General features: G+C 47.6%; 15 protein-coding genes, 2 tRNA genes and 3 pseudogenes. 10 read left to right on the top strand and 10 right to left on the bottom strand.

What is annotated here, in order from left to right; translation table 11 throughout:
- Positions 1-6 precede the first annotated feature (6 nt).
- From feoB to H164_RS0103110, 6 genes are all read right to left on the bottom strand, one after another.
- Positions 7-2469 carry a ferrous iron transport protein B gene (gene feoB / locus H164_RS0103135; RefSeq protein WP_019967267.1) on the bottom strand — a complete coding sequence of 821 codons (2463 nt, stop codon included), beginning with the start codon at positions 2467-2469 and terminating at the stop codon, positions 7-9.
- A gap of 104 nt (positions 2470-2573) precedes the next feature.
- The gene (locus H164_RS0103130) at positions 2574-4574 is read right to left on the bottom strand and encodes a YgiQ family radical SAM protein (RefSeq protein WP_019967266.1); all 2001 of its coding nucleotides are present in this window, start codon (positions 4572-4574) and stop codon (positions 2574-2576) included.
- Between the two features lie 272 nt (positions 4575-4846).
- A complete protein-coding gene (locus H164_RS0103125; RefSeq protein ID WP_019967265.1) occupies positions 4847-5176 on the bottom strand; it encodes a hypothetical protein in 330 nt (109 codons plus the stop codon).
- A gap of 16 nt (positions 5177-5192) precedes the next feature.
- Entirely contained in the window at positions 5193-8081 is a 2889-nt protein-coding gene (locus tag H164_RS0103120) for a golvesin C-terminal-like domain-containing protein (protein WP_026356212.1), read from the bottom strand.
- 13 nt (positions 8082-8094) lie between these two features.
- Complete coding sequence (locus tag H164_RS0103115; protein ID WP_025830021.1) at positions 8095-8640, bottom strand: 1-acyl-sn-glycerol-3-phosphate acyltransferase; 546 nt, start codon at positions 8638-8640, stop codon at positions 8095-8097.
- Positions 8640-8909, bottom strand: coding sequence for a hypothetical protein (locus H164_RS0103110; RefSeq protein WP_019967262.1), 270 nt, complete (start codon positions 8907-8909; stop codon positions 8640-8642). Before H164_RS0103110 ends, H164_RS0103115 begins: the two co-directional genes overlap by 1 nt.
- Positions 8910-9106: 197 nt before the next feature.
- Here H164_RS0103110 and H164_RS0103105 point away from each other — a divergent pair, with 197 nt between their 5' ends.
- The 4 genes and pseudogenes from H164_RS0103105 to H164_RS14360 form a co-directional block, all read left to right on the top strand.
- Positions 9107-10747, top strand: coding sequence for a diphosphate--fructose-6-phosphate 1-phosphotransferase (locus H164_RS0103105; RefSeq protein WP_019967261.1), 1641 nt, complete (start codon positions 9107-9109; stop codon positions 10745-10747).
- Positions 10748-10851: 104 nt separating this feature from the next.
- Positions 10852-11715 carry a glycoside hydrolase family 25 protein gene (locus tag H164_RS0103100; protein WP_019967260.1) on the top strand — a complete coding sequence of 288 codons (864 nt, stop codon included), beginning with the start codon at positions 10852-10854 and terminating at the stop codon, positions 11713-11715.
- 145 nt (positions 11716-11860) lie between these two features.
- Positions 11861-12435: pseudogene (locus H164_RS14365) on the top strand (transposase); the annotation flags it as partial.
- Positions 12436-12732: 297 nt separating this feature from the next.
- Positions 12733-13176, top strand: a pseudogene (locus H164_RS14360) (transposase); the annotation flags it as partial.
- A 214-nt stretch (positions 13177-13390) separates the two neighbouring features.
- Here H164_RS14360 and H164_RS0103090 read toward each other — a convergent pair.
- Both H164_RS0103090 and H164_RS0103085 read right to left on the bottom strand, forming a co-directional pair.
- Positions 13391-13462 (bottom strand) — tRNA-Glu (locus H164_RS0103090).
- A gap of 31 nt (positions 13463-13493) precedes the next feature.
- A tRNA-Ser gene (locus tag H164_RS0103085) sits at positions 13494-13580 on the bottom strand.
- Between the two features lie 392 nt (positions 13581-13972).
- On the opposite strand from H164_RS0103085, the gene H164_RS0103080 reads away from it, so the two are divergent.
- From H164_RS0103080 to H164_RS15835, 3 genes and pseudogenes are all read left to right on the top strand, one after another.
- On the top strand, positions 13973-14218 hold the full coding sequence (locus H164_RS0103080; RefSeq protein WP_019967259.1) for a hypothetical protein: 246 nt from the start codon (positions 13973-13975) through the stop codon (positions 14216-14218).
- Positions 14219-14480: 262 nt separating this feature from the next.
- Complete coding sequence (locus H164_RS15840; protein WP_320055088.1) at positions 14481-14804, top strand: helix-turn-helix domain-containing protein; 324 nt, start codon at positions 14481-14483, stop codon at positions 14802-14804.
- Positions 14758-15042, top strand: a pseudogene (locus H164_RS15835) (IS30 family transposase); the annotation flags it as partial. The gene H164_RS15840 and the pseudogene H164_RS15835, both read left to right, overlap by 47 nt.
- Before the next feature lie 442 nt (positions 15043-15484).
- Here H164_RS15835 and glgP read toward each other — a convergent pair.
- On the bottom strand, positions 15485-18046 hold the full coding sequence (glgP, locus tag H164_RS0103065; protein ID WP_019967256.1) for an alpha-glucan family phosphorylase: 2562 nt from the start codon (positions 18044-18046) through the stop codon (positions 15485-15487).
- 21 nt (positions 18047-18067) lie between these two features.
- On the bottom strand, positions 18068-19741 hold the full coding sequence (locus H164_RS0103060) for a glycogen/starch synthase (protein ID WP_019967255.1): 1674 nt from the start codon (positions 19739-19741) through the stop codon (positions 18068-18070).
- A gap of 123 nt (positions 19742-19864) precedes the next feature.
- On the opposite strand from H164_RS0103060, the gene H164_RS0103055 reads away from it, so the two are divergent.
- The 3 genes from H164_RS0103055 (at position 19865) to H164_RS0103045 (ending at position 23074) form a co-directional block, all read left to right on the top strand.
- Complete coding sequence (locus H164_RS0103055; RefSeq protein ID WP_025830025.1) at positions 19865-20308, top strand: hypothetical protein; 444 nt, start codon at positions 19865-19867, stop codon at positions 20306-20308.
- Positions 20309-20807: 499 nt separating this feature from the next.
- Positions 20808-21233, top strand: a complete 426-nt coding sequence (locus H164_RS15830) for a hypothetical protein (RefSeq protein WP_019967253.1) — start codon at positions 20808-20810, stop codon at positions 21231-21233.
- A 119-nt stretch (positions 21234-21352) separates the two neighbouring features.
- The gene (locus tag H164_RS0103045) at positions 21353-23074 is read left to right on the top strand and encodes a fimbrillin family protein (protein ID WP_019967252.1); all 1722 of its coding nucleotides are present in this window, start codon (positions 21353-21355) and stop codon (positions 23072-23074) included.
- Positions 23075-23281: the final 207 nt, after the last annotated feature.

Below are 23281 nucleotides of genomic sequence, written 5' to 3'. Positions count from 1 at the left end.
TTTTATCTATAGGAAGAGACGTCCGATTTGAAACACGGCCGCACTGACGCCCCATGCAAGCAGTGTGGTGTAGCCGGCGGCAAACAAGGCCCATTTCCAACTCCCCGTCTCGCCTTTGATAGCAGCGATTGTGGCAATGCATGGGAAATAGAGCAGCACGAACAGCAGGAAACAATAGGCGGTGAGGGTGGCGACGGACTCGGCTGCTTTGTAGGTGATGCCGTGTAGTCGAGCCAGATCACTTGTCATCTGTCGGTGTAGTGTCCGGTATTTTCCGCCTTCGTCGTTGAAGCTGTCGTCCTCGCCGAAACTGTCGTTGTTACTATAAAGTACGCCCATCGTACTTGCAACAATTTCCTTTGCGCCCACGCCCGAAATCAGACCGACATCAATCTTCCAGTCAAATCCCTGTGGACGGAACACGGGCTCCACGAACTTTCCGATGCGTCCGATGTAGCTCTGTTCCTGCTGTTGTCGGGCATCGAGCGCATCGTCGTGTGGGAAGTAGCCCAAGGCCCATACGATGATGCTGGCAAAAAGAATGATACCTCCCATCTTCTTGAGATATTGCTTTCCCTTTTCCCATGTGTGGCGCCCCATGGCCTTCCACGTCGGAAAGCGGTAGGGAGGAAGTTCCATGACAAAAGGCGTATCTTCTCCTTTCACGACGAATGTACTGAAAAGTCGGCTGAGGATAACGGCGATGGAAATGCCGATGACATAAAGAGACAACATCACAAATGAACGATATTTCAGCGCAAAGAAAGAGCCTGTGATCATGATGTAGATGGGGAGACGGGCCGAGCAACTCATCAAGGGCAGAATAAGCATAGTGATAAGTCGTGAACGCCTGCTTTCGATGGTTCGTGTGGACATGACGGCAGGAACATTACAACCGAAGCCCATGATAAGCGGAATGAACGACTTGCCGTGCAACCCCATTTTGTGCATCAGCTTGTCCATAATGAATGCGGCCCGGGCCATATAGCCGGAGTCTTCCATGAAACTGATGAAGAAATAGAGAATGAGTATCTGCGGCAGGAACACGATAACCGCACCGACACCGCCTATCACGCCATCTACGAGCATGGCTTTGACCGGCCCGTCGGGCATATTGTGTGAAATGACTTTACCGAACCAAGCGACTGCTGCATCTATCCAGTCCATAGGATACTGTCCGACGGTAAAGGTGGCAAAGAACATGATGAACAGTATAAGGATAAAGATAGGGAAGCCCAGATATTTATTCGTGATGACATAATCTATATAATGTGTCATCAAATACGTGTCCTTATTCTTTCCCGTTTGATATTGTGACTCTTGGAGTGCACCGTGGATGAAGCCGTATTTGGCATCCATGATAGCCGTTTCGCAGTCCTCTCCGGTCTCCTCTTTCACGCGTCGGGCCGCAACGTCTCTAACCCTGAATATCTCTGCGGAGTTTGGCAAGGTCTCTATGTACTCCATCGTAGCAGCATCATATTCCAACAGCTTGATAGCCAGATAACGGGTGGAATATAACCGTCGCACACTCTCATCTTTCTTCAGATATTCCTGAATGTGCCTGATGCCGTCTTCTATCTCGTGACCGTGATAGATATGGATATGGCGGGCGTAAGGCAGTTCTTCCTCATTGCTCTCATAGCGTTCTATGATTTGGTGAAAGAGTTCTTTCACGCCGGTACCGTTCTTAAAGACGGTCGGTATCATCGGGACACCGAAGAGTTCCGACAGCTTGGCGTAATCAATCTTGTCTCCACGTTTCTGGGTCTCGTCAAACATATTAAGCGCACAGACCATGCGAAGGTTCATGTCGATAAGTTGCGTCGTAAGATAGAGGTTACGCTCCAAGTTACTGGCATCAATCACGTTGATGACCACGTCGGGCGTCTTCTCAATGATTTGCTTGCGCACATACAGCTCTTCAGGCGAGTAGGCCGAGAGACTGTAGGTACCGGGCAGGTCAACAAGGTTGAACGTGTAGCCTTCGAATTCGGCATATCCTTCCTTGGCATCGACCGTAACGCCAGAGTAGTTGCCGACGCGCTCGTGAGCTCCCGAAGCGAAATTGAACAGCGAGGTCTTACCGCAGTTGGGATTACCCACCAAAGCCACATTAATGACGCGATGGCGTATCTTAGCCGCTTCTTTCAGCTGCTTATCTGTCAATGGACGGTCATCAACAGGAGTTATCTCGGAACCCTTTTCTGTATGGCTTGCCCGCTTGTTGATTTCCTTTGCCTCTGCTTCAGAGACAATCTCTATCATTTCGGCTTCGGTCCTGCGGAGCGAGACCTCATACCCCATGATCTTATACTTCACAGGGTCCATCAGTGGTGCATTCAAAAGCACCTCTACCTTTTTCCCTTTAATGAAGCCCATCTCCACGATCCGCTTCCTGAAGCCTCCGTGTCCCGTTACTTTGACGATGATGCCATGTTCGCCGGTGTGTAAATCTGATAATCTCATGTTTTTGTCGTTTAACCTATCTCCTGCAAAGGTATAAATAGTAGGGGAATGCATCAACCTTTGTCCGTACATGACGGGCATAAATACCTACAAATAATGATGTGTCATCGGTGCTTGCGGTTGCTTTTGCCGAAGTTGGGATTGAAACTCTTCCTGCCTTTGCCCTTGATGTCGAAAGTGCTTCCCACGGGCCTGTCGCTATAGCGAACCTCATGCCGCCGGGCCTCGTCGGTGCTCTCGCCTTTCGGAAAGAGGCGGGTGATGAGGTCTTCGCGTCCGATGCGCCTGAGTTCCCGCGCTATATTCCTGCGCTCCTCGGGCTTATACCAGAAGAAAAACTGCCGCTGGGCGAGCTTCTCCCTTGGTGTCTTCGCACTATACACGGGTTCAAGCGTATAGGGGTCGTAGCCCGTATACCATGCTTCAGTAGAGATGGTCATCGGCGTGGGTGTGAAGTCCTGTACCTGCTCAAGATGAAAGTCGAGTGCTTTCGTGATGACAGCAAGCTCGGCCATATCCTCTTCGCGGCAGCCTGGGTGCGAACTAATAAAATAAGGTATAAGTTGTTGTTTGAGTCCGGCTTCCTTGTTAATCCGGTCGAAAAGACGTTTGAACGCATGGAACTGTGCGAACGACGGCTTGCGCATCAGTCTTAGCACGTCGTCCTGCGTGTGTTCGGGCGCAATCTTTAGCCTGCCACTGACATGCCGCATAATTAGTTCTCGCGTGTATTGCCGGGCCGAAGCATTGACCCGTTCGTCCTTTCCTTCATGCAGCAGCAGGTCGTAACGGATACCGCTACCGATGAAGCTCTTCTTTAAGCCCGGCAGTGCATCTACAGCATGATAGACATCAAGCAGCTTTGTGTGGTCCGTATCAAGATTCGGGCAGACTGCCGGATGAATACACGATGGACGTTTGCAACGCTCGCAGGCCTTGAGATTGTGCCCACGCATGCCGTACATGTTAGCTGACGGCCCCCCAAGGTCGGATATATAGCCCTTGAAATCAGGCATCGCAATGACGCGCTTGGCCTCATTGACGATGCTTTCCTTGCTTCTGCACACCACGAACTTACCTTGATGTGCCGATATGGTGCAGAACGCGCATCCCCCGAAGCAACCCTGATGCATGTTAATGGAGAACTTGATCATCTCGTAGGCCGGCAGTTTCTTTCCCTTGTACTTCGGGTGTGGCAGCCGTGTGTAGGGCAAATCGAACGTCGCGTCCAACTCGGCCGTAGTCATCACGGGGTAGGGTGGGTTGACCACCGCATAGACATTGCCCACCTTTTGCAACAGGCGACAGGCGTGTATCTTGTTTGACTCCTCCTCAATGTGGCGGTAGTTCTCCGCCTCGGCCCGCTTATTGCGCAGGCATTCCTCGTGCGAATGCAGCACGATGTCGTCGGCCCCAATGCCTCCCTCCACGTCTTCCTCCTTGGCAAGGTACACCGTCTGCGGTATGTCCCTGACCTCGCCGACGGGCTTTCCGGCCTCGAGTTGCTTACACAGCGCAAGAATCGACTTCGTGCCCGACCCATATAAGATAAGGTCGGCGCCACTGTCACACAGTATGCAACGCCGCAGCCTGTCCTGCCAATAGTCATAGTGGGTGAGCCGGCGCATTGAAGCCTCAATACCGCCCAGCACTACCGGAACGTCGGGATAGAGCCGTTTGAGAATTTGCGAATAGACCACCGTGGGGTATTCGGGCCGACAGTCATGCCGGCCGTCAGGGCTGTATTCATCGATAGACCGCAGGCGTCGGTTGGCCGTGTACTTGTTTACCATCGAGTCCATGCAGCCCGGGGATATGCCGAAGAAGAGCCGCGGACGCCCCAGCTTCTTGAAGTCGCGGTGGTCGCCGTGCCAGTCGGGTTGCGGCACGATAGCCACGCGATAGCCTGCGGCTTCGAGGCTACGCCCCACGACGGCCACGCCGAACGAAGGGTGGTCGACGTAGGCATCGCCCGAGAACAAGATGACATCGAGCTCGTCCCACCCCCTCAATGCGCATTCCTTCTTCGTCGTAGGGAGGAAATCCGTCAGTTTATATGCTTCTGTCTCCAATCTGATAAGGGTTTGTGATTGCGTTATGACCATGTTGCCGCCCGCTTCCTAACTGTTGCGCCATGTGTCCATCAGATGAAACCGAGCGTTTCATGGCTTGGTACTCAGAGTTCCAGTACATGGAACTGTGAGTTCCAGTATATGGAACTGTGCGTTCCATAGGGAGGAACTGTGTGTTTCAAGCATTGGAACAATCTTGAGACGCTATAGCTCAACACGTGCTCCTGCTATGAGACTGTTCGTTCGCGTCTATGCGACGGGGCGTTCAGGCTCATGGTGCAGGGATAAAGACGGCGTGTGGCGGGCTATTCTGCAGGGCCTTCAGGCGTTTCTCTCGTGTGTTTCCGGTCCTTCCAATCGGCATAGAGCACGACGAGATGCTGCAGCCCGAAGGCCTTCATGTTGGGATTGTAAATCACGTCCAAGCAGAGGTCGAGCAGTTGCTTATCATTACCTGTCCCGCTCTCTAAAAGTGAACGGACATTGAACTTCAATTTGTCCAGTACGGACTCGTCGACGATACCGTTACTATCTACCAGATTGCGCATCAATTGATACTTTTCAATCGTTTCTAAATGCTGTTCGCTGACCATGATGGTGCGTGTGCCGGAAGGGTTTGCTTGAATTTTATACATAGTTGTCTGTATTGAATTATTTGATGATATAATTGAGAATACCGCGCATAATGGTATTGCGTATTTCGGGCGAGGTAATACATTCCAGGGGGAAGCCCATGGTGAAAGCATTGTAATCGCCTTGATAGCCCACTGCTGCGCTCGTCCCGTCGGCATACAGCATGGCGCAGATGGCCCCTGCCGTGGGCACGAGCCGGTCTACAGACGTGGCGGCGTAGTGACGTGGGTTGAGGTGTCGGCAGATGTCGAACGACATGCCGAGGCCATTGATGGTGTCTCCCTTGACGGTCGAGTCCGACGGCTCGTATCTGAGTTTGAGCACGTCCTTCAGGAACCGTCGCTCGTCGTCGTTCTGCATGTCGCTGCCCACGTAGCTACCGCTGACGATAAGACTACCCTGCCTTCGGGCATAGTCGCGGAGCCGACGCTGCAGTGCTTTCGTGAAGGTCTTGTGATGTTGCAGTGCATGGACGTCGTCTTTCTGCAGCCCGAGGACGATGTCAACGGCCTGATAGGCTGGCAGGTCTATGCGGTCTGCCTCAATGGCTTGTAACGAACAGCTGACGACATTGTACTTTCGTGCGCTTGCAATGGCTTCCGTGTGCGTCTTCACGGCAGAGAAGTCGTTGCCCATGATGAAGTGCCCGGCGAGTTCGTCTCCGCCGTATCCCAGCCCAGCCGGTCCTTCGATACCCATTTGGGCAGTGTCGAAGTTTTGTTGCCGCCCGTTCCAACCAGCCGTCAGTCCGTAAGAAACACCGGGATCTTTGTCAAGGTCGAAGCCTTGCTGTATTTCGTCGTTGATGACGGCCGGCCCCGACAGGCGTTCAAAGCCGTTGACAACGAGGACGGTCTTCGTTGCACCCTCCTGCCTGTAAGCCGACAGTTCCTCCGTGGGGAAGCTCTCTCCGCCGCGGTTGATAGCCGTGACCTTGAAGTTGTACTGCACGCCGGGGGTGATGCTGATATCATAAGAAGGCTGATGGACGACGGTCCCGTTGTCGTAGCCCGAATTTCCCATAGCGGTGTACACCACATAGGCTGTGGGGTGGGCCGTCGGTTCGAGTGCGTCTTCCGTTGCCTGCCATTTCAGTCGGACGGTGTTCTCTGCAGTGAAACCGAGGCTGAAGGCATGAGGGGTAAGCGGTTGTATGAAAGTTGGCCTGCCATGCCCCTCATTGACAAATCGGGCGATGGTCTTATAGAGTGAGCGTGCCATTGCAAACTTGAAATTGGGGTCTTGTCCCAAGAGCATGTCTGGGAAGTTTTGGTGGGACAGAGTCTCGATGATGGCCGATGGCACTTCGGGTGTACGAGTCTCGGAATAATTCTTATCCCATAGATATCGCCTTGCCCACTTGCCGACCGTGGCAGGCAGGTCCCTGTCCAAACCGTCCAAGAGCCTTTGGGCGAATTCCTTTGAGGTCAGGCGGGAGATGCCTGAGTTCAGTTTCCCTTCGTTGAAGTCCGTCGTGCAAATGGCCAACGAGCCGACGAGTCCGCCGCCTTGGTCGAAGCCAGCGTCGCTATGCACGGCCAGTGCAAGTTCAATAGGCACCTTCTTCCCCTCGATACTTGGTGCAAAGCAAGAACCGCCGCCCAGCCAATTGCTCATGTTGGGGCGTGCATTAATGTCGTCGGCATAATCGTTCTGCCCCAGTCTGCCGTTGTAGACGCTCGCCGGTGCGCCGGCCCACTGCGCATAGTAGCGTGCTCCCTCAAGGCAGCGCGGATAGCCACTGACAGCCCCTCCGCGCTCGATGTTTCCCATACCTCCACCAAACCTGACGGCATCGGCCGTGACGACACCGTTATATTTGGAGCGGTTGGTTATCACCACACGGTTCTCTCGGCTTGAACCTTTGTCAAAGTCAAATGTCCCTAAATAGACCCACGTGCTACCTCCCATGGTCTGATTGACCGTGAAACGCGTTGCTTTTCCCTTGTGATAGACGACGTATTCTGCGTCGGGCACGCTGTTATCCAATGATTGATAGCTGACGTAAACGGCATGTTTGCCTTCGTTGGCAAGCGTCGGCTGATACGATATGAACGAATAGTTCTTGCTTTTTGTCGTTTTTGTCATTCGTGCCGTGCCTGCCATGAACGGGTTATCGCCATTCTCATACGTTCCGGCATGAAAGGCAAATCCTTTTTCCGGAGCCTTTTCCCAGTCCCCTTTTATATTCTCTTCAAGATATGCAGGGCATGGAGAAACATCATTGTCTACGATTTGCTCATCGGTCTGCCAATCTCTTTCGCGTGGCGTAAAGACTACTGCACCAGCATTCTGCAACATCGGTATGAGGTAGGGGACGACAATTGTCTGTGTGAATAAATCTTCTGTCGTTCCAAAGAGGTTAGGACGTTGCCACTTCCACTGTCCTTTATCCCAATCATAGTATCTGCCATGACTGGCCCACACGGTCAGGTGTCTGTTACATAACCCATGAGATATACTGAATGGGCGTGAGGCATTTACCGTCCAAGGTTTGTCCTTGTATTCTATGTCGCCCCAAAAACGATGTCCGTCGTTATCGGGAATGACGGCGTCTTCAGCAAGATATTGCAAGGGTATACCACATGTAAGAATGGATAATTGATACTTATTGTAAGGGGCCGGGATAAGCTTCTTGATACCTTTGGTCAGCTTCTTGATGTCTTTTGATATAAACTCCAATTCAGCAAAGTCGTTACTAATGGAAAGAGTGATAATCCCAGCATCATGGTCGAACTTCAAGCCTTTCACATAAAGCTTATCGGAAAGAAACTTCTTCTCTATACAATATTTCATCAGATAGTTACCAATGCTCTTCTTGACTGACATATTCTCTGATGGCATAAAGGCAACAAGCGGAGCCAATAGTATCAAGGTCAATCCGAGGGTAACTATTTTTCTTCTCATCTCAACACATGGTTTAATAGGCGAAATTCTCGGGCCTTTTCCCCTTGAAGTTCTTGAAATAGGCTTTGATTTTAGGCATGTCTTCTTCGACATTGCCCGAGGGCATAAAACTTTCAGTACATGTTATCTCCTTCTTCTCATAGTCTACGCCGTATAGAAGGATAGGAATGCCGGCTTTCAAGGCAATGAAATAGAAGCCTTTTTTCCAATCGGCATTAGGCGAACGTGTTCCTTCCGGAGTGATGCAGAGCTTGAAAGACGCTCTGCTTGCAGCTGTTTCTGCAAGAATGTCGGTCATGCTGGTATGCTTGGAACGCCAAATAGGAATGCCTCCTAACTTCTTGAAGATTACTCCTATTGGCCAAAAGAACCACTCCTTCTTCATCAGGAAATTGGTTTTCAGTCCTTCAGCCTGTGTATAGAGCTGCCCGATGATGAAATCCCAGTTACTTGTGTGTGGTGCAAGACAAATAATGAACTTGTCGGGGTGGGGCACTGTGACATTCTTGCTCCAACCCATCTTTTTATAAAGAAGCCAACTGCAGATAGTCCTTACCATTATAAATTCTGTATGTGGTCTATGATTTCACTTACCTGCTTGTTGAAGTCCTCAATGATGGCTTTATAATATGCTTTAGGAGCCAGCCCCGGTTCAGGATGCGATACACGTCGGATAAAGTCGTCGTGGATAATCAGGATAGAGGCCAATAAAGCCTCTAAGTTTTCTTTGCTTGCCTTTTTGTCATATAAGGACGCAGCTACAGTCTCTGCAAACAAATCACTACAAATGTAGTTGATAGACCGTTTTAATTCTCGTTTATTTGCCATAATATTGATGATTGGATGTTAGTTCTACATGCCAAAGATAGGAAAAAATAAGAGAAGTGATGCATATTGAGGGAAAAAGTTTCTATAATTCTTGTATTCTCTCTTTATTTATTTCCATATTTCATTGAAAAGACGTACTTTTGCAATTGCTTTTATGGAGGAAATATAGTCATTCAAAAATAAAACAAATAAAATTTATGGAAATCAGTGCATTGCAGAAGGCAAGAGCCGCCTATCAGCCAAAGCTGCCAAAGGCTCTTCAAGGTGCGGTAAAAGTCGCAGAAGGTGCTCCCACAAAGAGTGTTGACAATCAGGAGGAAATCAAGATGCTCTTCCCTAATACTTATGGTATGCCTTTGATAGAGTTTATTCCCGGAGAGGAAGCTAACAACAAGAAAATCAATATCGGCGTAATCCTTTCAGGTGGGCAGGCTCCCGGTGGCCACAATGTCATCAGTGGCTTGTTTGATGCAGTGAAGAAGTTGAACTCGGAGAACCGTCTTTACGGTTTCCTTATGGGCCCCGGAGGTCTTGTCGATCACAACTACATAGAAATTACGGCCGATTTTATCGATCAATACCGTAATACGGGCGGTTTCGATATGATTGGCTCGGGCCGTACGAAGCTGGAGAAAGAAGATCAGTTTGAGAAAGGGCTTCAGATTATCCGCGAGTTGAATATCTCTGCAGTTGTCATCATCGGGGGAGACGACTCCAACACCAATGCCTGTGTGCTGGCTGAATACTATGCTGCAAAGAAGTATGGCGTTCAAGTCATCGGTTGTCCAAAGACTATCGACGGCGACTTGAAGAACGACCAGATTGAGACTTCGTTCGGCTTCGACACGGCTACCAAAACCTACTCTGAACTGATTGGAAATATCGAGCGTGACTGCAATTCTGCCCGCAAGTATTGGCACTTTGTTAAGCTGATGGGGCGTTCCGCTTCTCACATCGCGCTCGAATGTGCTCTCCAGACACAGCCAAACATTTGTCTTATCTCAGAGGAAATAGAAGCCAAGGATATGACTTTGAACGAGGTTGTCGAGAACATTGCCGAAGCCGTAGCCTATCGGGCAGCACAAGGAAACAACTTTGGTGTTGTCTTAATTCCCGAAGGATTGATTGAGTTCATTCCTGCCATAGGACGTCTGATACAGGAATTAAACGATCTTCTTGCAGCTCATGGTACTGATTATAAAGATTTGGACAAAGAGGCACAGCACAAATATATTCTTGCGCATCTTTCAAAAGAGAATGCCGCAACATTTGAGACATTGCCCGAAGGAGTTGCACGCCAATTGAGTCTCGACCGCGATCCTCACGGAAATGTGCAGGTTTCATTGATTGAAACCGAGAAATTACTTTCTGAAATGGTTGCTGCCAAACTCGAACAATGGGCTAAGGAAGGAAAGTTTAAAGGAAACTTTGCCGCTCAACACCATTTCTTTGGCTACGAAGGCCGTTGTGCGGCTCCTTCTAATTTTGATGCAGACTATTGCTACGCTTTGGGTACAAGTGCAGCTCAACTTGTTGCGAATGGCAAGACGGGTTATATGGCCATCGTCAAGAATACCACTGCTAAAACCGATGAGTGGAGGGCAGGCGGTGTTCCAATCACAATGATGATGAATATGGAGAGACGTAACGGCGAGATGAAACCTGTTATTCGCAAGGCGCTTGTAGAACTAGACGGAAAACCTTTCAAAAGTTTTGCTGCAAAGCGTGACGGGTGGGCCAAGAACACGGAATATATCTACCCCGGACCTATCCAATATTGGGGACCGACGGAGGTGTGCGACCAGCCGACTAAGACCTTGATACTCGAGCAAGAATAGGCTGCACGATTTCTCAACCTATTTTTCAACGACACATAAGACATATAGGGAGATGGATTTATCATTCGATAATTCTCATATCCCTATATGTTCTTCGCTATAATATGACGAATACGAAACGAACGATAGCTAAGAAAGTCTCACATACTTCGCATACAAAGCGTAAGCGGAAGGCTGTTCGTTCGCGCCGTTCTTTCCTGCACCGCTATCCGCGTTGGGCCGTTGCCTTGGGTGCTGTTGTCATGATTGTGCTCTATATTTGGTGTTTCTATTATTTTTTTGTAAGTCCGACGGGCTTCAGATGGCGCGCGCTTTACGGGGATGCTAAATATCCGGAAGGCTATGAAATCCATGGCATAGACATATCCCATTATCAGGCAGACATTGATTGGGGGCAATTGTCCAATGCAATGATTAAAGGCTGCCCCGTCCGCTTCATCATCATGAAGAGTACGGAAGGGGTAGGGAAACTTGACGAGGCATTCTACGAGAATTACCAGAGTGCCGGCGATTACGGTTTCATTCGCGGCGCTTATCATTTCTGGAGTACGAAGTCTTCGGCTCGCGAACAGGCCTATTATTTTCTGGATAAAGTGCATCTGAATGAAGGCGACTTACCTCCCGTGCTTGACGTGGAACACAAACCTAAAGACCAAAGCTTGGAAGATTTTCAACGCGATGTGCTGACTTGGTTACATATCGTCGAGGACAAGTATCACGTGAAGCCCATCATTTACACCTATTATAAGTTCAAACAAAGTTATCTTTCAGCTCCAGTCTTTGATGATTATCCTTATTGGATAGCCCATTATTACGTAGACAAAATAGAGTATAAGGGCCCATGGAAGTTTTGGCAGCACACAGATGCCGGGCGTTTGCCGGGCATAAAAGGTTATGTAGATTTCAATATCTACAATGGGAGCTTCTACGACCTCAAGCGATTGACGATAGGATATAATAAGTGGTAAAGTCTGCCGAGGTTTTTTTCTTCTGCGAGCCTTAGGATTTCTTCCCGTATGCCTTTCGGGTTTCCCCGCCGATAACCATTTCGAGACCTCTGCAAAACTCCTCCTATAAGTTGTCTTTCTTAAATATTTTTTGTACCTTTATAGCATGAAACAGAAGTTATCCTCTCCCAGTTTTGCTGACCTGTTCCTTGGACAAAGAAAGGTCAAGCAGACATTCTTTTCACAAATAAACACCGTCATTTGACTGGGCACCTATTCGTGCTATAATAGAGGTGGCTTATACAAAAGGCTATAAGTCTACCGGTCGGCCCAGCTATGACAGCCTTGTTTTATTCAAGATTGAATTACTCCGTACCTGGTATGGTCTGAGTGACGGAGAAGTTGAAGAGCAGGTTAACGACCGTCTGTCTTTTAGTCGCTTTGCAGGTCTTGGCATGGAAGATATCGTTCCTGATAGTACTACCGTGTGCCGTTTTCGCAATATTCTTGTTGAAGCGGATTTGTATGATACGCTTCTTGCGGAGTTTAATCGGCAATTGGAAGCTAAAGGAATCATTGTTAAGCGTGGTGCCATTATTGATGCCAGTATTACGAATACGCCCCGCCGCCCCCGCGGAGGTAAGAGCTATGAGGTCGTTGAGGATAGAAAAGAGGATGAGCACATAGAGGCTTCGGAGAAAGCCATGCTCAAAGAAGTTGTCAAGCCTAACGTAGATACTTTTTTTTTCGCTTAGTCGGACGCCACGACAACTGGCGGGAGGCTTGCACCGGCGTTGCAAACGTCAAACCAAAAGGAAAGTTAAATGCACCGGCGTTGCAAACGCTAAACCAAAAGGAAAGTTAAATGTACCGGCGTTGCAAACATCAAACCAAAAGGAAAGTTAAATGTACCGGCGTTGCAAACATCAAACCAAAAGGAAAGTTAAATGTAACGGCGTTGCAAACGCCAAACCAAAAGGAAAGTTAAATGCAACGGCGTTGCAAATGTCAAACCAAAAGGAAAGTTAAATGCAACGGCGTTGCAAGCGTCACACGGTAACGGATGAAAACGGAATGGTGCTTGCCGAGGAAACGACAGCTGCCAATGAAAGTGATATGAAACACTTAGAAACACCCCTGAAGAAAGCTGAATTGCCACGGAAAGCACTTGTCTATGCCGATAAAGGATATGACTCGATGGAGAACAAAGAAACCCTCAAACGTATGAAACTTAAAAGTCGTATCATGCATAAGGGAGCAAGAGGACATGAAATTACAGAAAGGCAGCAGCGTATCAATGTTGCTATAAGTAAGATACGCTACAAAGTAGAACGTACCTTTGGTTCTATGCATAGATGGTTTGGTGCTGGAATAGCAAGATACGTCGGACTTTCAAAAACACATGCGCAGCATATTATGGAATCCATTGCCTACAACTTATACCGAACACCTGGGATTATTGTGTCAAATTGTATCAGATAACATGAAAATACACCGATAAAAGATTATTATCTACTCAAAAATTACCTCCAACGGCATCTTTTGGTTAAAAATATTCATTCTTCTAAGAGTATATGGGTGAAAATTGAGAGGTGGTAGGTTTTGCAGAGGTCTCATGTCAACTTTTAGCTCTCGTCGGAATTTCCGTCCGGCTATAAAAAAATCCCACAAATCAATGATTTGCGGGATGCCGATGTAGTCGGTACGAGAATCGAACTCGTATGCCAAGATTGAGAATCTTGTATCCTAACCGTTAGATGAACCGACCGATTAGCTTGCATTTGAATGAACATTGCCTGCGGAAGGAGGGGGATTCGAACCCCCGGTACGAAAATTCGCACGGCAGTTTAGCAAACTGCTGGTTTCAGCCACTCACCCATCCTTCCTTCAGATGGCTTGTTTCAGTCTTGCCAAGCATTGTTCTTAAATGCGGGGCAAAGGTATGAACATTTTCTGATATTGCCAAATTTTTTTCTTTGTTTTTTGATTTTATGATAGAATTCTGACAACTAAAGAGGCAACCATCAAGTGCAATATCACGAATAATATTTGTAAAACTCCTGTTTTGGTGTTGCGAAGTTCAATTTTTCCCCTGGTCTCCTGTTGATTTTAGCCTGAAGCTATCCAGTGCCAACCTGCGTGCAATCACTCGGCAAATTCGCAGCCTTTGTCTTGCGATGCTCTCCCATGCAGGGCATGAGTAGCCTCCACACGGTCTTGGTCGGCAGTATGACTTGCACTTTTCCATGATGAGGAAGTTCGTGCTGCGCTCTACCCTATGCGAGTTCGATATGAGCCCCATGGAGAAAAAACAAGAAAAACTGCGTCTCTGAAGCATCGGATTAATGGAAAACAAAAAAAGAAAGCCCGTCCGACGGCTCGGAAGATAGTAAAACAAAAAAAAGAACGCCTGTCGCCCGCGGGCGAAGCTAAAAAATGTAAAAAAGAAGCTCGTCGCCCATGGGCGACGAAGGATATTTTAACGGAAGACATTTTCTTCCATGGAAGAAATAAAAAAATGTAAAAAGAATGTTCGTCTTCCATAGAATACGAAGGATTTTTTAACAATCACCTTTTTTCTTCCATGGATGACGATACAAAAAACAAGAAATACCCCTTGTCTTCCATGGAAGACATTAAAAAAGAAACAGAAAACATTCATCTGGCTCTTTTCAAATAGAAGTGCAAAATCTTGGTGGTGTTTGACACCATGAAAAACACCACGGGGACTTGCCTTGCGGCCGGGGGCCTGAAGCCCCCGAAGAGCCCGGCGAAAGACCTAAGCAATGCAAAAAGGAGGAGAACATTCGTCCCCCTCCCTAAGATTAATTAATTTTGTATTGCATATGTATAAACAATTAACCTCGGAGCAAAGGTACACAATTAGTGTGTTGCTGCAAAAGAAATGCTCACTTAGTTTCATTGCCAAGACCATCGGTGTTTGTGTAAGCACGGTTTCGCGGGAGAAAAGGCGCAACTCCAATGTGCAGGGAGTGTATGACGGCCGTCTGGCAACGTTGAAAGCCAGGTGTCGCAAGGCTACTCAAAGGGAGTGGGCTGCCCGTAAGGACCATAACCATGGACAACGGGACGGAGTTTGCAGCACATGAAATCATCGCAAGGGAATTGGGCGCCACGGTTTACTTTGCACATCCATATTGCTCTTGGGAAAAGGGAGCCATAGAGAAGATGAACGGGCTTGTCAGGCAGTACATCCCTAAAAGGACAAACTTCAGGGAGATTTCAAGGGGGTACGTCAGGAAAATCGTAGAGAAACTCAACAACAGACCCAGAAAGAAAAATGGATTTTCAAAGTCAGCAGATATGATTAACGACAAAATTGCCTAACTTTGCACTTGCGTATGGAATACACCATCCGCCGTCAAAAGTTAAAAAATGTGTCGGCGGGACCTCCGATGGGGTGACGGACCAGCGGAAACAACTCCTGCTTCGTTCCGTCACCTCTTCAAGGTTCCTGCCGCTCCGGTCACGACAGTGGGAGCTACCCACATCACTCGCCCTCGCCTGTGTTCTGCCGCCTCTTCGAGGTTTCCGTCTAAATATTCTTATCCCGAACTGACGTATCGATAATTGATGATAAACATCTGTTTGATGCCCTTGATGTTTCTTTTACAAATATGCTTCCGTAGCGTGGTATGAAAATATCTTTTCCTCCCTAAGGAATGAAATAAATTGTTTATTAGCCGGGAGTGAATAGCTTATAAAAATGGGAACCGACCAAAAGGCGGTTCCCATTTATTATCTGTGTCATCATAAATACGAGGACATGTCAATCAAGCCACTTCACATAGCAGAAGTCCTGACGGTGGGGAAGATTGGCATTCTTTGGATACATACGCACGCAACTGCGGAACGCACCGGCTTCATCAGGCTCGATGATGGCTTCGAAAGTATATAGGTTGCTTTCGTGCGCCTTGATCTTGAAGGGGTGGATACGGTAAACCTCGCGGTCGTCACCGCCAAGATTGTTCTTCAGCGTGACAAGTTCCAGTCCGATGGCGTCTTTCAACCCTTGCTCATCGATGACATAGGTCATTGTGTATTTCACACCGGTTTCACCGCCGTTGTCAATAAACGAGGTATCCTTGCTGACCACATGAATCGCATCCCAACGTTCGGCCACAGCTTCCTTCCACTGTGCTATTTCCTTGGCCAGACGGCAATCGTTCTCTGCCAACTTCTTGAAACGAAGTGCTTGTCTGTTATAGAACTTGTCATAGTAGTCGTCAAGTTGACGCTTCATGGTATAATGAGGCGCAATGGTGGAGATGGAATTCTTGACCACTCTTATCCAATCCTCACTATAGCCTTTCTTGTTGCGATTATAATATAATGGGATGATGTCGTTCTCCAGCAGGCCGTAAATCGTAGCGGCATCAAGTTGGTCCTGATAAGACTGGTTCTCATAGGTGCGCTTCTCGGGCAATGCCCAGCCGGCACCTTCACGATAGCCTTCGACCCACCAGCCATCAAGTACGGAAAGGTTGACAACACCATTCATCTCTGCTTTCTCACCGGATGTCCCAGAAGCCTCAAGCGGACGGGTCGGCGTGTTCATCCAAATATCAACGCCTGAAACCAAGCGACGTGCAAGCTGCATATCATAGTCTTCAAGGAAGATAATCTTTCCAAGGAATTCGGGACGCTGACTGATTTCATAAATCTTCTTGATCAGTCCCTGGCCGGCACCATCGGCCGGGTGAGCCTTGCCGGAGAAGAAGAACAAAACTGGGTGCTCAGGATCGTTGACAATCTTTGCCAAACGTTCAATATCCGTAAAGAGGAGGTGCGCACGCTTGTAGGTTGCAAAGCGACGGCAGAAGCCAATCATCAGTGCGTTGGGATTGATGCGCTGAAGCAATGAAACCACACGTGCGGGGTCACCTTGGTTACGGAGCCACGACTCGGTGAACTTCTCGCGGATATAATCAACGAGTTTCTGCTTCAGGGTCATGCGTGTTTCCCAGATTTCCTCATCAGAAACGGTATTGATGGCATGCCAAATTTCCTCGTTGCTTTGGTCGTTCATGAAGTTCTTGTCGAAATATTTGTCATAGATATGGCGCCATTCTGATGCAGCCCATGTCGGGAAGTGCACACCATTGGTTACATAGCCTACGTGGTTTTCTTCGGGGAAGTAGCCGTTCCACAACGGAGCAAACATCTTTTGGCTGACCCATCCGTGGAGTTTGCTTACACCGTTTACCTCCTGGCAGGTGTTGCAGGCAAAGGTACTCATACAGAAACGCTCATTATGGTCGTCAGGATTCTCACGGCCCATGCCGATAAATTCCTCCCAAGAAATGCCGAGTTTGGCAGGATAGCCGCCCATGTACTTACCGAAAAGAGCCTCGTCAAAATAGTCATGACCAGCCGGAACCGGGGTATGGACCGTATAGAGTGAAGATGCGCGCACAAGTTCCATAGCCTGATTGAAAGTAAGCCCGCTCTCGACATAGTCGCAAAGACGTTGAAGATTGCAAAGCGCCGCATGACCTTCATTGCAATGATAGATGTCCTTCTGAATGCCAAGCTTTTTCAATGCCAAAATACCACCAATACCGAGAAGAATTTCCTGCTTCAGCCGATTCTCCCAATCACCACCATAGAGACTATGAGTGATAGGTCTGTCGAACTCGGAGTTCAAGTCGTTGTCGGTATCAAGCAGATAAAGACTGATACGGCCGACATTGGCACGCCAAACGTAGGCATGCACCTGATAGTTCATATAAGGAACATCAACAACGACAGGATTTCCGTTCTCATCGAGCACGTGTTCAATGGGAAGCGAGTTGAAGTTCTGGGCATCGTATTTTGCAATTTGCTGTCCATCGATGCTTAAACTTTGCGTGAAATAACCGTAGCGATAAAGAAAACCTACGGCACACATATTGACATTGCTGTCAGATGCCTCTTTCAGATAGTCGCCGGCAAGCATACCCAAACCGCCCGAATAAATCTTGAGAACTTGGCTAAGTCCAAATTCCATACAGAAATAGGCAACGGAAGGACGACTGCTGTCGGGTTTTACGTCCATGTAGGCACGGAACTTAGCATAGACGTCCTTCACATTCTTCATAATGGTCTTATCCTTCACGATGGCTTCCTTGCGCTCGTAACTCAAACGCTCAAGAAGAACAACCGGATTGTGGCCCACCTCTTCATAAAGACTTTCATCAAGACTCTTGAACAGATCTCTTGCCTCGTAAGTCCAAGCCCACCAAAGATTGTGTGCCAGCTCATCGAGACATTTCAACTGTTCGGGAAGTCTGGACTTCACAGTCAACTCCTTCCATTGAGGAGTATTTACGTAATCAGCTTTAATTTTCATAAATCACAATTTATTTTAATCTCATAAGTTCATTTTATTGTTTCTTGCTTCTGCTTTACGCAAAGCAAAATCATAAGCCTCTTGATAATAAATAATAAATTTATTCCACAAGGCTTTCTTTGACAATTTATCAGCATTGCTACGACAAGCTTTCACTTGACTGTCAGTGAATGTGGCATATTTGCAGATGGTTTCTTTAATGGCTATTGCCACCTCTTGATAATTATAATCCGTGCGATGAATTACTTTCACTCCGTCTTCTATCTCACAATTAGCTCCCTTTACGGTATTGGCCCATAGCCCAAAGCCAGCAAGATCGGTCGTGATGCAAGGCACTTTGAAAGCTATGGCCTCAAGCGGTGTGTATCCCCATGGTTCATAATAAGAAGGATACACGCATAGGTCATTGCCCAGCACCATATCATAATATGAAAGATTGAGGATACCATCTTCCCCCGTGAGATAACAAGGAATGAATATGACCTTAACACGGTCGGTAGGCAGGTTATGCATACCAAGATATTTCATCATGCACAACACATTGTCGTGGTCTGCATCGTGGAGCCAATGTGTATAAGTAGGATTGCAGAGCGACGTTTCAAAACTCTTACCGCTCTTTAATCGTTCTTGAAGGTCTTCACGCGGGCCTGCCACCCACCCGGGCACCTCGATAAAGGCAACGACCTTTTTATGAAAGCTGTCACAGAAGCGCAACTGGTTCATTGCCTCAATAAAGACATCAATGCCTTTATTACGGAATTCATAGCGCCCACTGGTCGAAACAATCAATGTATTATCATCAAACTTGTCACCGGTCAGCGCATTAGCCACCTGCAACAATGCTTTGCGAGCCTGCTTTCTCTTTGCCGTGAAAGAGGCTCCCTTGGGCACAAAGTTATTTTCAAATCCATTGGGCAGAACATAATCGACCGGTTTGTCGAGCAGTTCCCTGCACTCTTGAGCCGTTATATCGCTCACGGTCGTAAAGCAATCCACATGCCATGCTGCCTGTTTTTCGACAGAATGCTTGCTTTGCATGTTGAGTTCGCCGGCCATTTGATCCCCATTGTATGCCCAGAGGTATTCATAAAGTGGTTTATTATTGCCGGCAATGCTGCGCCCAATACTGGTTGCATGGGTTGTAAAAATAGTGGCTATCTCCGGAACTGCTTTCTGAATGTAGAGCAACCCCAAACATGTCATCCACTCATTACCATGATAGATAACCTTGGCCTTACGGTCTATATTGTGATGGTAGAAACTCTCGACAACTTTGGCAGCAGCATAGGAGAACATGCTGGCCTCATCGTAATCGCCATAGGCATGGAGGCTGTCTACCTTAAAGTCTTCCCATAACCGACCATAGATTTGATCTTTGATAGCAAAAAAAGGTTGGAAGTCCACCAAGATGGCTATCGGTTGCCCGGGAACATTCCAACGTCCGACCTTCACCTTGAGGTTATCCTCTTTTTCAGCTTTAATACACCAATCGGGAAACAGAGCTAAATCTTCTATGAAGTATGGGCAGTCGGATTGCTCCCAACAGTTAGGACCAATAAAAATCACTCGGTCTTTCATATTATTTTGTAGTGTTTTTGCTCGGGATGACAGTACCGTATAAATACCACCGACCTTATTGCAAACCTCCCAACTTGATTCAAAAATGTAATCCGGAACAATCAAATCTCTTCCCATACAAAAATATATATTCGGCGCAAAGATAATATAAATATTCCAAAAAGCAAAGTTTACCAGTTATATTTTCTTTTAGTTCTTTGAAATAGCTTATCTTTGCAACCGACAAAAACAAAACGAATGATGAAAAGAACTTTGGTGATGACATTCCTCCTTTCGGTCGTCCTTTCAATAGAAGCACAACATATGAGCGTCTTTAAGGGTTATCTGTATAACGACGAATATCAGGTTTATATCAACATGGACTTCTATCGGAATAACATAAAAGTGCCGGGACAAGAAATCTTCGGTGAGCTTCCGGGATATTTCGGCTCGAAACGCGATGGACGCAAATGGTTATTTGTTACCGCAGAACTAAAAGATTCCATTACGGCTAAGCTTACGATTACCAACGACTATGGTAGTGAAGACCTTGAGGCTGTACTCAGGAGACTTCCCGACGGTAGTTTTGAATTACAGCAAAACGATGGTTGCACCATCAAGATTGCCGTGAACCGGAAATGGGTGAAGATACCTAAGCGACTACAGTTCCGTGCGTCTGTAACGCCTATTACCGGCCCGAAATAGCAGACCGCGCTTTGCATAACTCGAATAACCTGTTGTAAAGATAAAGGTATATCGTGAGAGAAAAAGAATTTACTCCAGATTATCCAAGGAGGGAACGCGAGCTTGCGGGCTAATACCGGGCTAATCATAAACTTCAAAGTTCAATGGTCAAAGGTCAAACTTCAATGCTCAATGTTCAAAAGTCAAAGAAAAGTTTGGTAATTTGCAGAATTAGCCTTACCTTTGCACGCGATGATAAAAAGTAATCATATATATTATAAAGGTGTGAGCTTGATGCAAAGAAACTTTGATTTCTCTGCATCTTTTAACGCTTATTATTTGGTTAATCCAAATAATTTGCTAACACACACACACACACACACACACACACACACACTTAGCGCACCTGGCGTTTAAACGTCTTCACGTACGCGCGCGCGAAGCGCGTGTAACACTAATAAACAAAGGGCTTCTCGGAGTTCCCTTTGTTCGCATATTCGTGTCCCTTTATGAGCAAAAAATGAACGAAATAAGGGAGCAAAATGTAGGGACGCACGGCTCGTGCGTCCGCTCACCACGGTTGACGAGTTGGCAGTTAGTGGGTTATTGGAGCGGACGCACGAGCCGTGCGTCCCTACATGCACCATGCACGCAACGAGACAAAGAAAACAAAGCAAAAGAATATTTACCCTATAAATTAGAGATTATGAACAAAGAAGAGAAAGAAAGATTACCTTATGTTGCTCCGCACTGCAAGGTTATTCCTATGGAAGAGGACAACTTTATCTGCAATTCCGTCCTTCCCAACGGCAATGCCTCTACTGTAGAGACAGGTTACGAAGACAAGGGAGAGCACGACGTGGGAACCGCACTCTTTGGAGACCAGAGTACGGTGGCACCGGCAAAGCAGCATAACAGTTTGTGGGACGAGGAGGAAGAAGAGTAGAGCCTCCCCCGGCCCCTCCAAAGGAGGGGAGAATACCCACCCCAGCCCTCCCCAAGGGAGGGAGCGTGAGCTTACGGGCTAATTAAGAAAAATGTATTACGAATTAAGAACTAAAGGAAATGAAAAGAAAGATATTTTTTAAAGCAAGTCTGTTGCTCGTGGCAGGAATGCTGGCGGCATGCAGCAGCAACGATGACAACGAAGATAACAACGGAACACGAAACGGCAAGATAGACGTGACCAAGGCTGTGGAGTTCAAGGTCGACTTTGCCGATTATAATGACAATGGCGAGACAGACATGACCCGCACAAACAGCAATGGAGCTGTGCTTCAGCAGCAGACCGTGAACCTTGGTAACGGTATTTTGGCACTATGCACCCTGCAACGCGACACAACCAAGCAAGCAAAGTCGGCAACTACGCGCACGCTGCCTAACGACACCTACACCATGCTGGCCTACGACCATGCCACCCATGCTTTCAAAGGCGAAGTGACGGGGACGATAACAGGCGGCGTGTTCCGCTATTCAGGCGACAAGGCCATAGAGTTGGAACCCGGCATGTATGACTTCGTGCTCTTCAACAGCAAGCTACAGCGCAACGGGAACTACCTGACCGTGACCCGTGCTAACGCCAGCGATGCATTCATCGGCCGCACCACACAAGCCATCACAGCAACTCCCTATCATCAGCTGGTGCCTTTCACAATGAAGCATGCGGCTGCGAAGGTAAAATTCAAGCTGACAGGCTACATGGACTTCCCGGCAGTTACTGCGGTATTGACTCCGAAAGCCCCCCTGGGATTTATTACAGGCTCCACCTATGATGCATCGACTGCAACTTGGCAAGCAGCGCAGCATGCAACAGAAAATATCCCCTTCACTTTCAATGCTGCCACAGCAGCAACCGATACTTATGTTTCAACAAGCAATGAGGAAGTCTATTTCACGCCGAAGGCAGAAGTAGGCTATATGGACTTCCGCTTCAACAGTGGCACCATCTATCAACAAAACATGTCCGGCAATATGGCAAATCTCAAAGCGATGAAGCTGGACCCAAACGGTGCCTACGTGCTCAACATCAAGCTGCTGTATAATTTCCTCTACCTGTTTAGCGACGGCACCATAGGGTATATTACTGAAACTGTCTATGGTGGTGCAACGGCAGCAACGGCAAAGACGCCCATCGCCTTAGTAGCAAGCCAAAGCAAGAGATTCGCTATCGCGCTGAAAGATGCCAATGGCGGAAACAAAGTACTGCAATGGGGAAAGACGAATATGCAAACCTCGACAAACATGGATAATACCACGCTGACACAATATGTCCGTATGAATGGTTACGAGGAAACATGGACTACGGCATGCAGCACAGACGGTATCATCAAGGGCAGCGACCAGACGAACTATCCGGCTTTCTATATTGCAGGTACTTACGACCCCGAAACAACCGTCACAGGGGCAAACGTCAGCAAATGGTATCTGCCCACGTTAGGCCAATGGAGCACCGCTCTGCAAGTGCTGAACACGGGTATTGCCACGCAACCTTATCCGACAGACCTCAACAATTGGGAGATAAAGCTGGCAAACGTAGCCTTCACGCAGGTGGGAGGAACTCCCCTGCAAAGCGGAAATACTGTTTTCCATCCTTATCCCGGAGGCTTCCCCGGTGGTACTTGGGATCATGAATTCTATGCTTATTGGAGTTCATCAGAGTATGATACCAAATATGGATGGGTTGTAGGTTTGGTAAAGAAAGGCTATCGTATCAATATGGGATATCAGAAAGATCTAACCCCATATTCAGGGCAGAAGATAGGTGTCCGGTCATTTGTCAATTTTTAAGTTCAGATATGCGATGCTGTTACCCCCTTGCGCAATATATGGAATGTGTCGTTTCGGACAGATAGTATATGTCCTTGAGGAGAGATAGTATGTGTAGGGGAGGAGAGATAGTATATGTCCTCGAGGAGAGATAGTATGTGTAGGAAAGGACAGATAGTATCTCTCCAAAACAGATGACAGGAGAGCGTCGGGAAGACAGACGAAATA

The sequence above is a fragment of the Segatella maculosa DSM 19339 = JCM 15638 genome, from assembly GCF_000382385.1.
Classification (GTDB): domain Bacteria; phylum Bacteroidota; class Bacteroidia; order Bacteroidales; family Bacteroidaceae; genus Prevotella; species Prevotella maculosa.
This window is presented reverse-complemented; position numbering and strand designations above follow the sequence as displayed.

What these genes read in the sequence shown, in the direction of transcription:
- feoB (WP_019967267.1), bottom strand. Translation starts at nt 2,469, where the DNA reads ATGAGATTATCAGATTTACACACCGGCGAACATGGCATCATCGTCAAA.
- H164_RS0103130 (WP_019967266.1), bottom strand. Translation starts at nt 4,574, where the DNA reads ATGGTCATAACGCAATCACAAACCCTTATCAGATTGGAGACAGAAGCA.
- H164_RS0103125 (WP_019967265.1), bottom strand. Translation starts at nt 5,176, where the DNA reads ATGTATAAAATTCAAGCAAACCCTTCCGGCACACGCACCATCATGGTC.
- H164_RS0103120 (WP_026356212.1), bottom strand. Translation starts at nt 8,081, where the DNA reads ATGAGAAGAAAAATAGTTACCCTCGGATTGACCTTGATACTATTGGCT.
- H164_RS0103115 (WP_025830021.1), bottom strand. Translation starts at nt 8,640, where the DNA reads ATGGTAAGGACTATCTGCAGTTGGCTTCTTTATAAAAAGATGGGTTGG.
- H164_RS0103110 (WP_019967262.1), bottom strand. Translation starts at nt 8,909, where the DNA reads ATGGCAAATAAACGAGAATTAAAACGGTCTATCAACTACATTTGTAGT.
- H164_RS0103105 (WP_019967261.1), top strand. Translation starts at nt 9,107, where the DNA reads ATGGAAATCAGTGCATTGCAGAAGGCAAGAGCCGCCTATCAGCCAAAG.
- H164_RS0103100 (WP_019967260.1), top strand. Translation starts at nt 10,852, where the DNA reads ATGACGAATACGAAACGAACGATAGCTAAGAAAGTCTCACATACTTCG.
- H164_RS0103080 (WP_019967259.1), top strand. Translation starts at nt 13,973, where the DNA reads ATGCGAGTTCGATATGAGCCCCATGGAGAAAAAACAAGAAAAACTGCG.
- H164_RS15840 (WP_320055088.1), top strand. Translation starts at nt 14,481, where the DNA reads ATGCAAAAAGGAGGAGAACATTCGTCCCCCTCCCTAAGATTAATTAAT.
- glgP (WP_019967256.1), bottom strand. Translation starts at nt 18,046, where the DNA reads ATGAAAATTAAAGCTGATTACGTAAATACTCCTCAATGGAAGGAGTTG.
- H164_RS0103060 (WP_019967255.1), bottom strand. Translation starts at nt 19,741, where the DNA reads ATGGGAAGAGATTTGATTGTTCCGGATTACATTTTTGAATCAAGTTGG.
- H164_RS0103055 (WP_025830025.1), top strand. Translation starts at nt 19,865, where the DNA reads ATGAAAAGAACTTTGGTGATGACATTCCTCCTTTCGGTCGTCCTTTCA.
- H164_RS15830 (WP_019967253.1), top strand. Translation starts at nt 20,808, where the DNA reads ATGAACGAAATAAGGGAGCAAAATGTAGGGACGCACGGCTCGTGCGTC.
- H164_RS0103045 (WP_019967252.1), top strand. Translation starts at nt 21,353, where the DNA reads ATGAAAAGAAAGATATTTTTTAAAGCAAGTCTGTTGCTCGTGGCAGGA.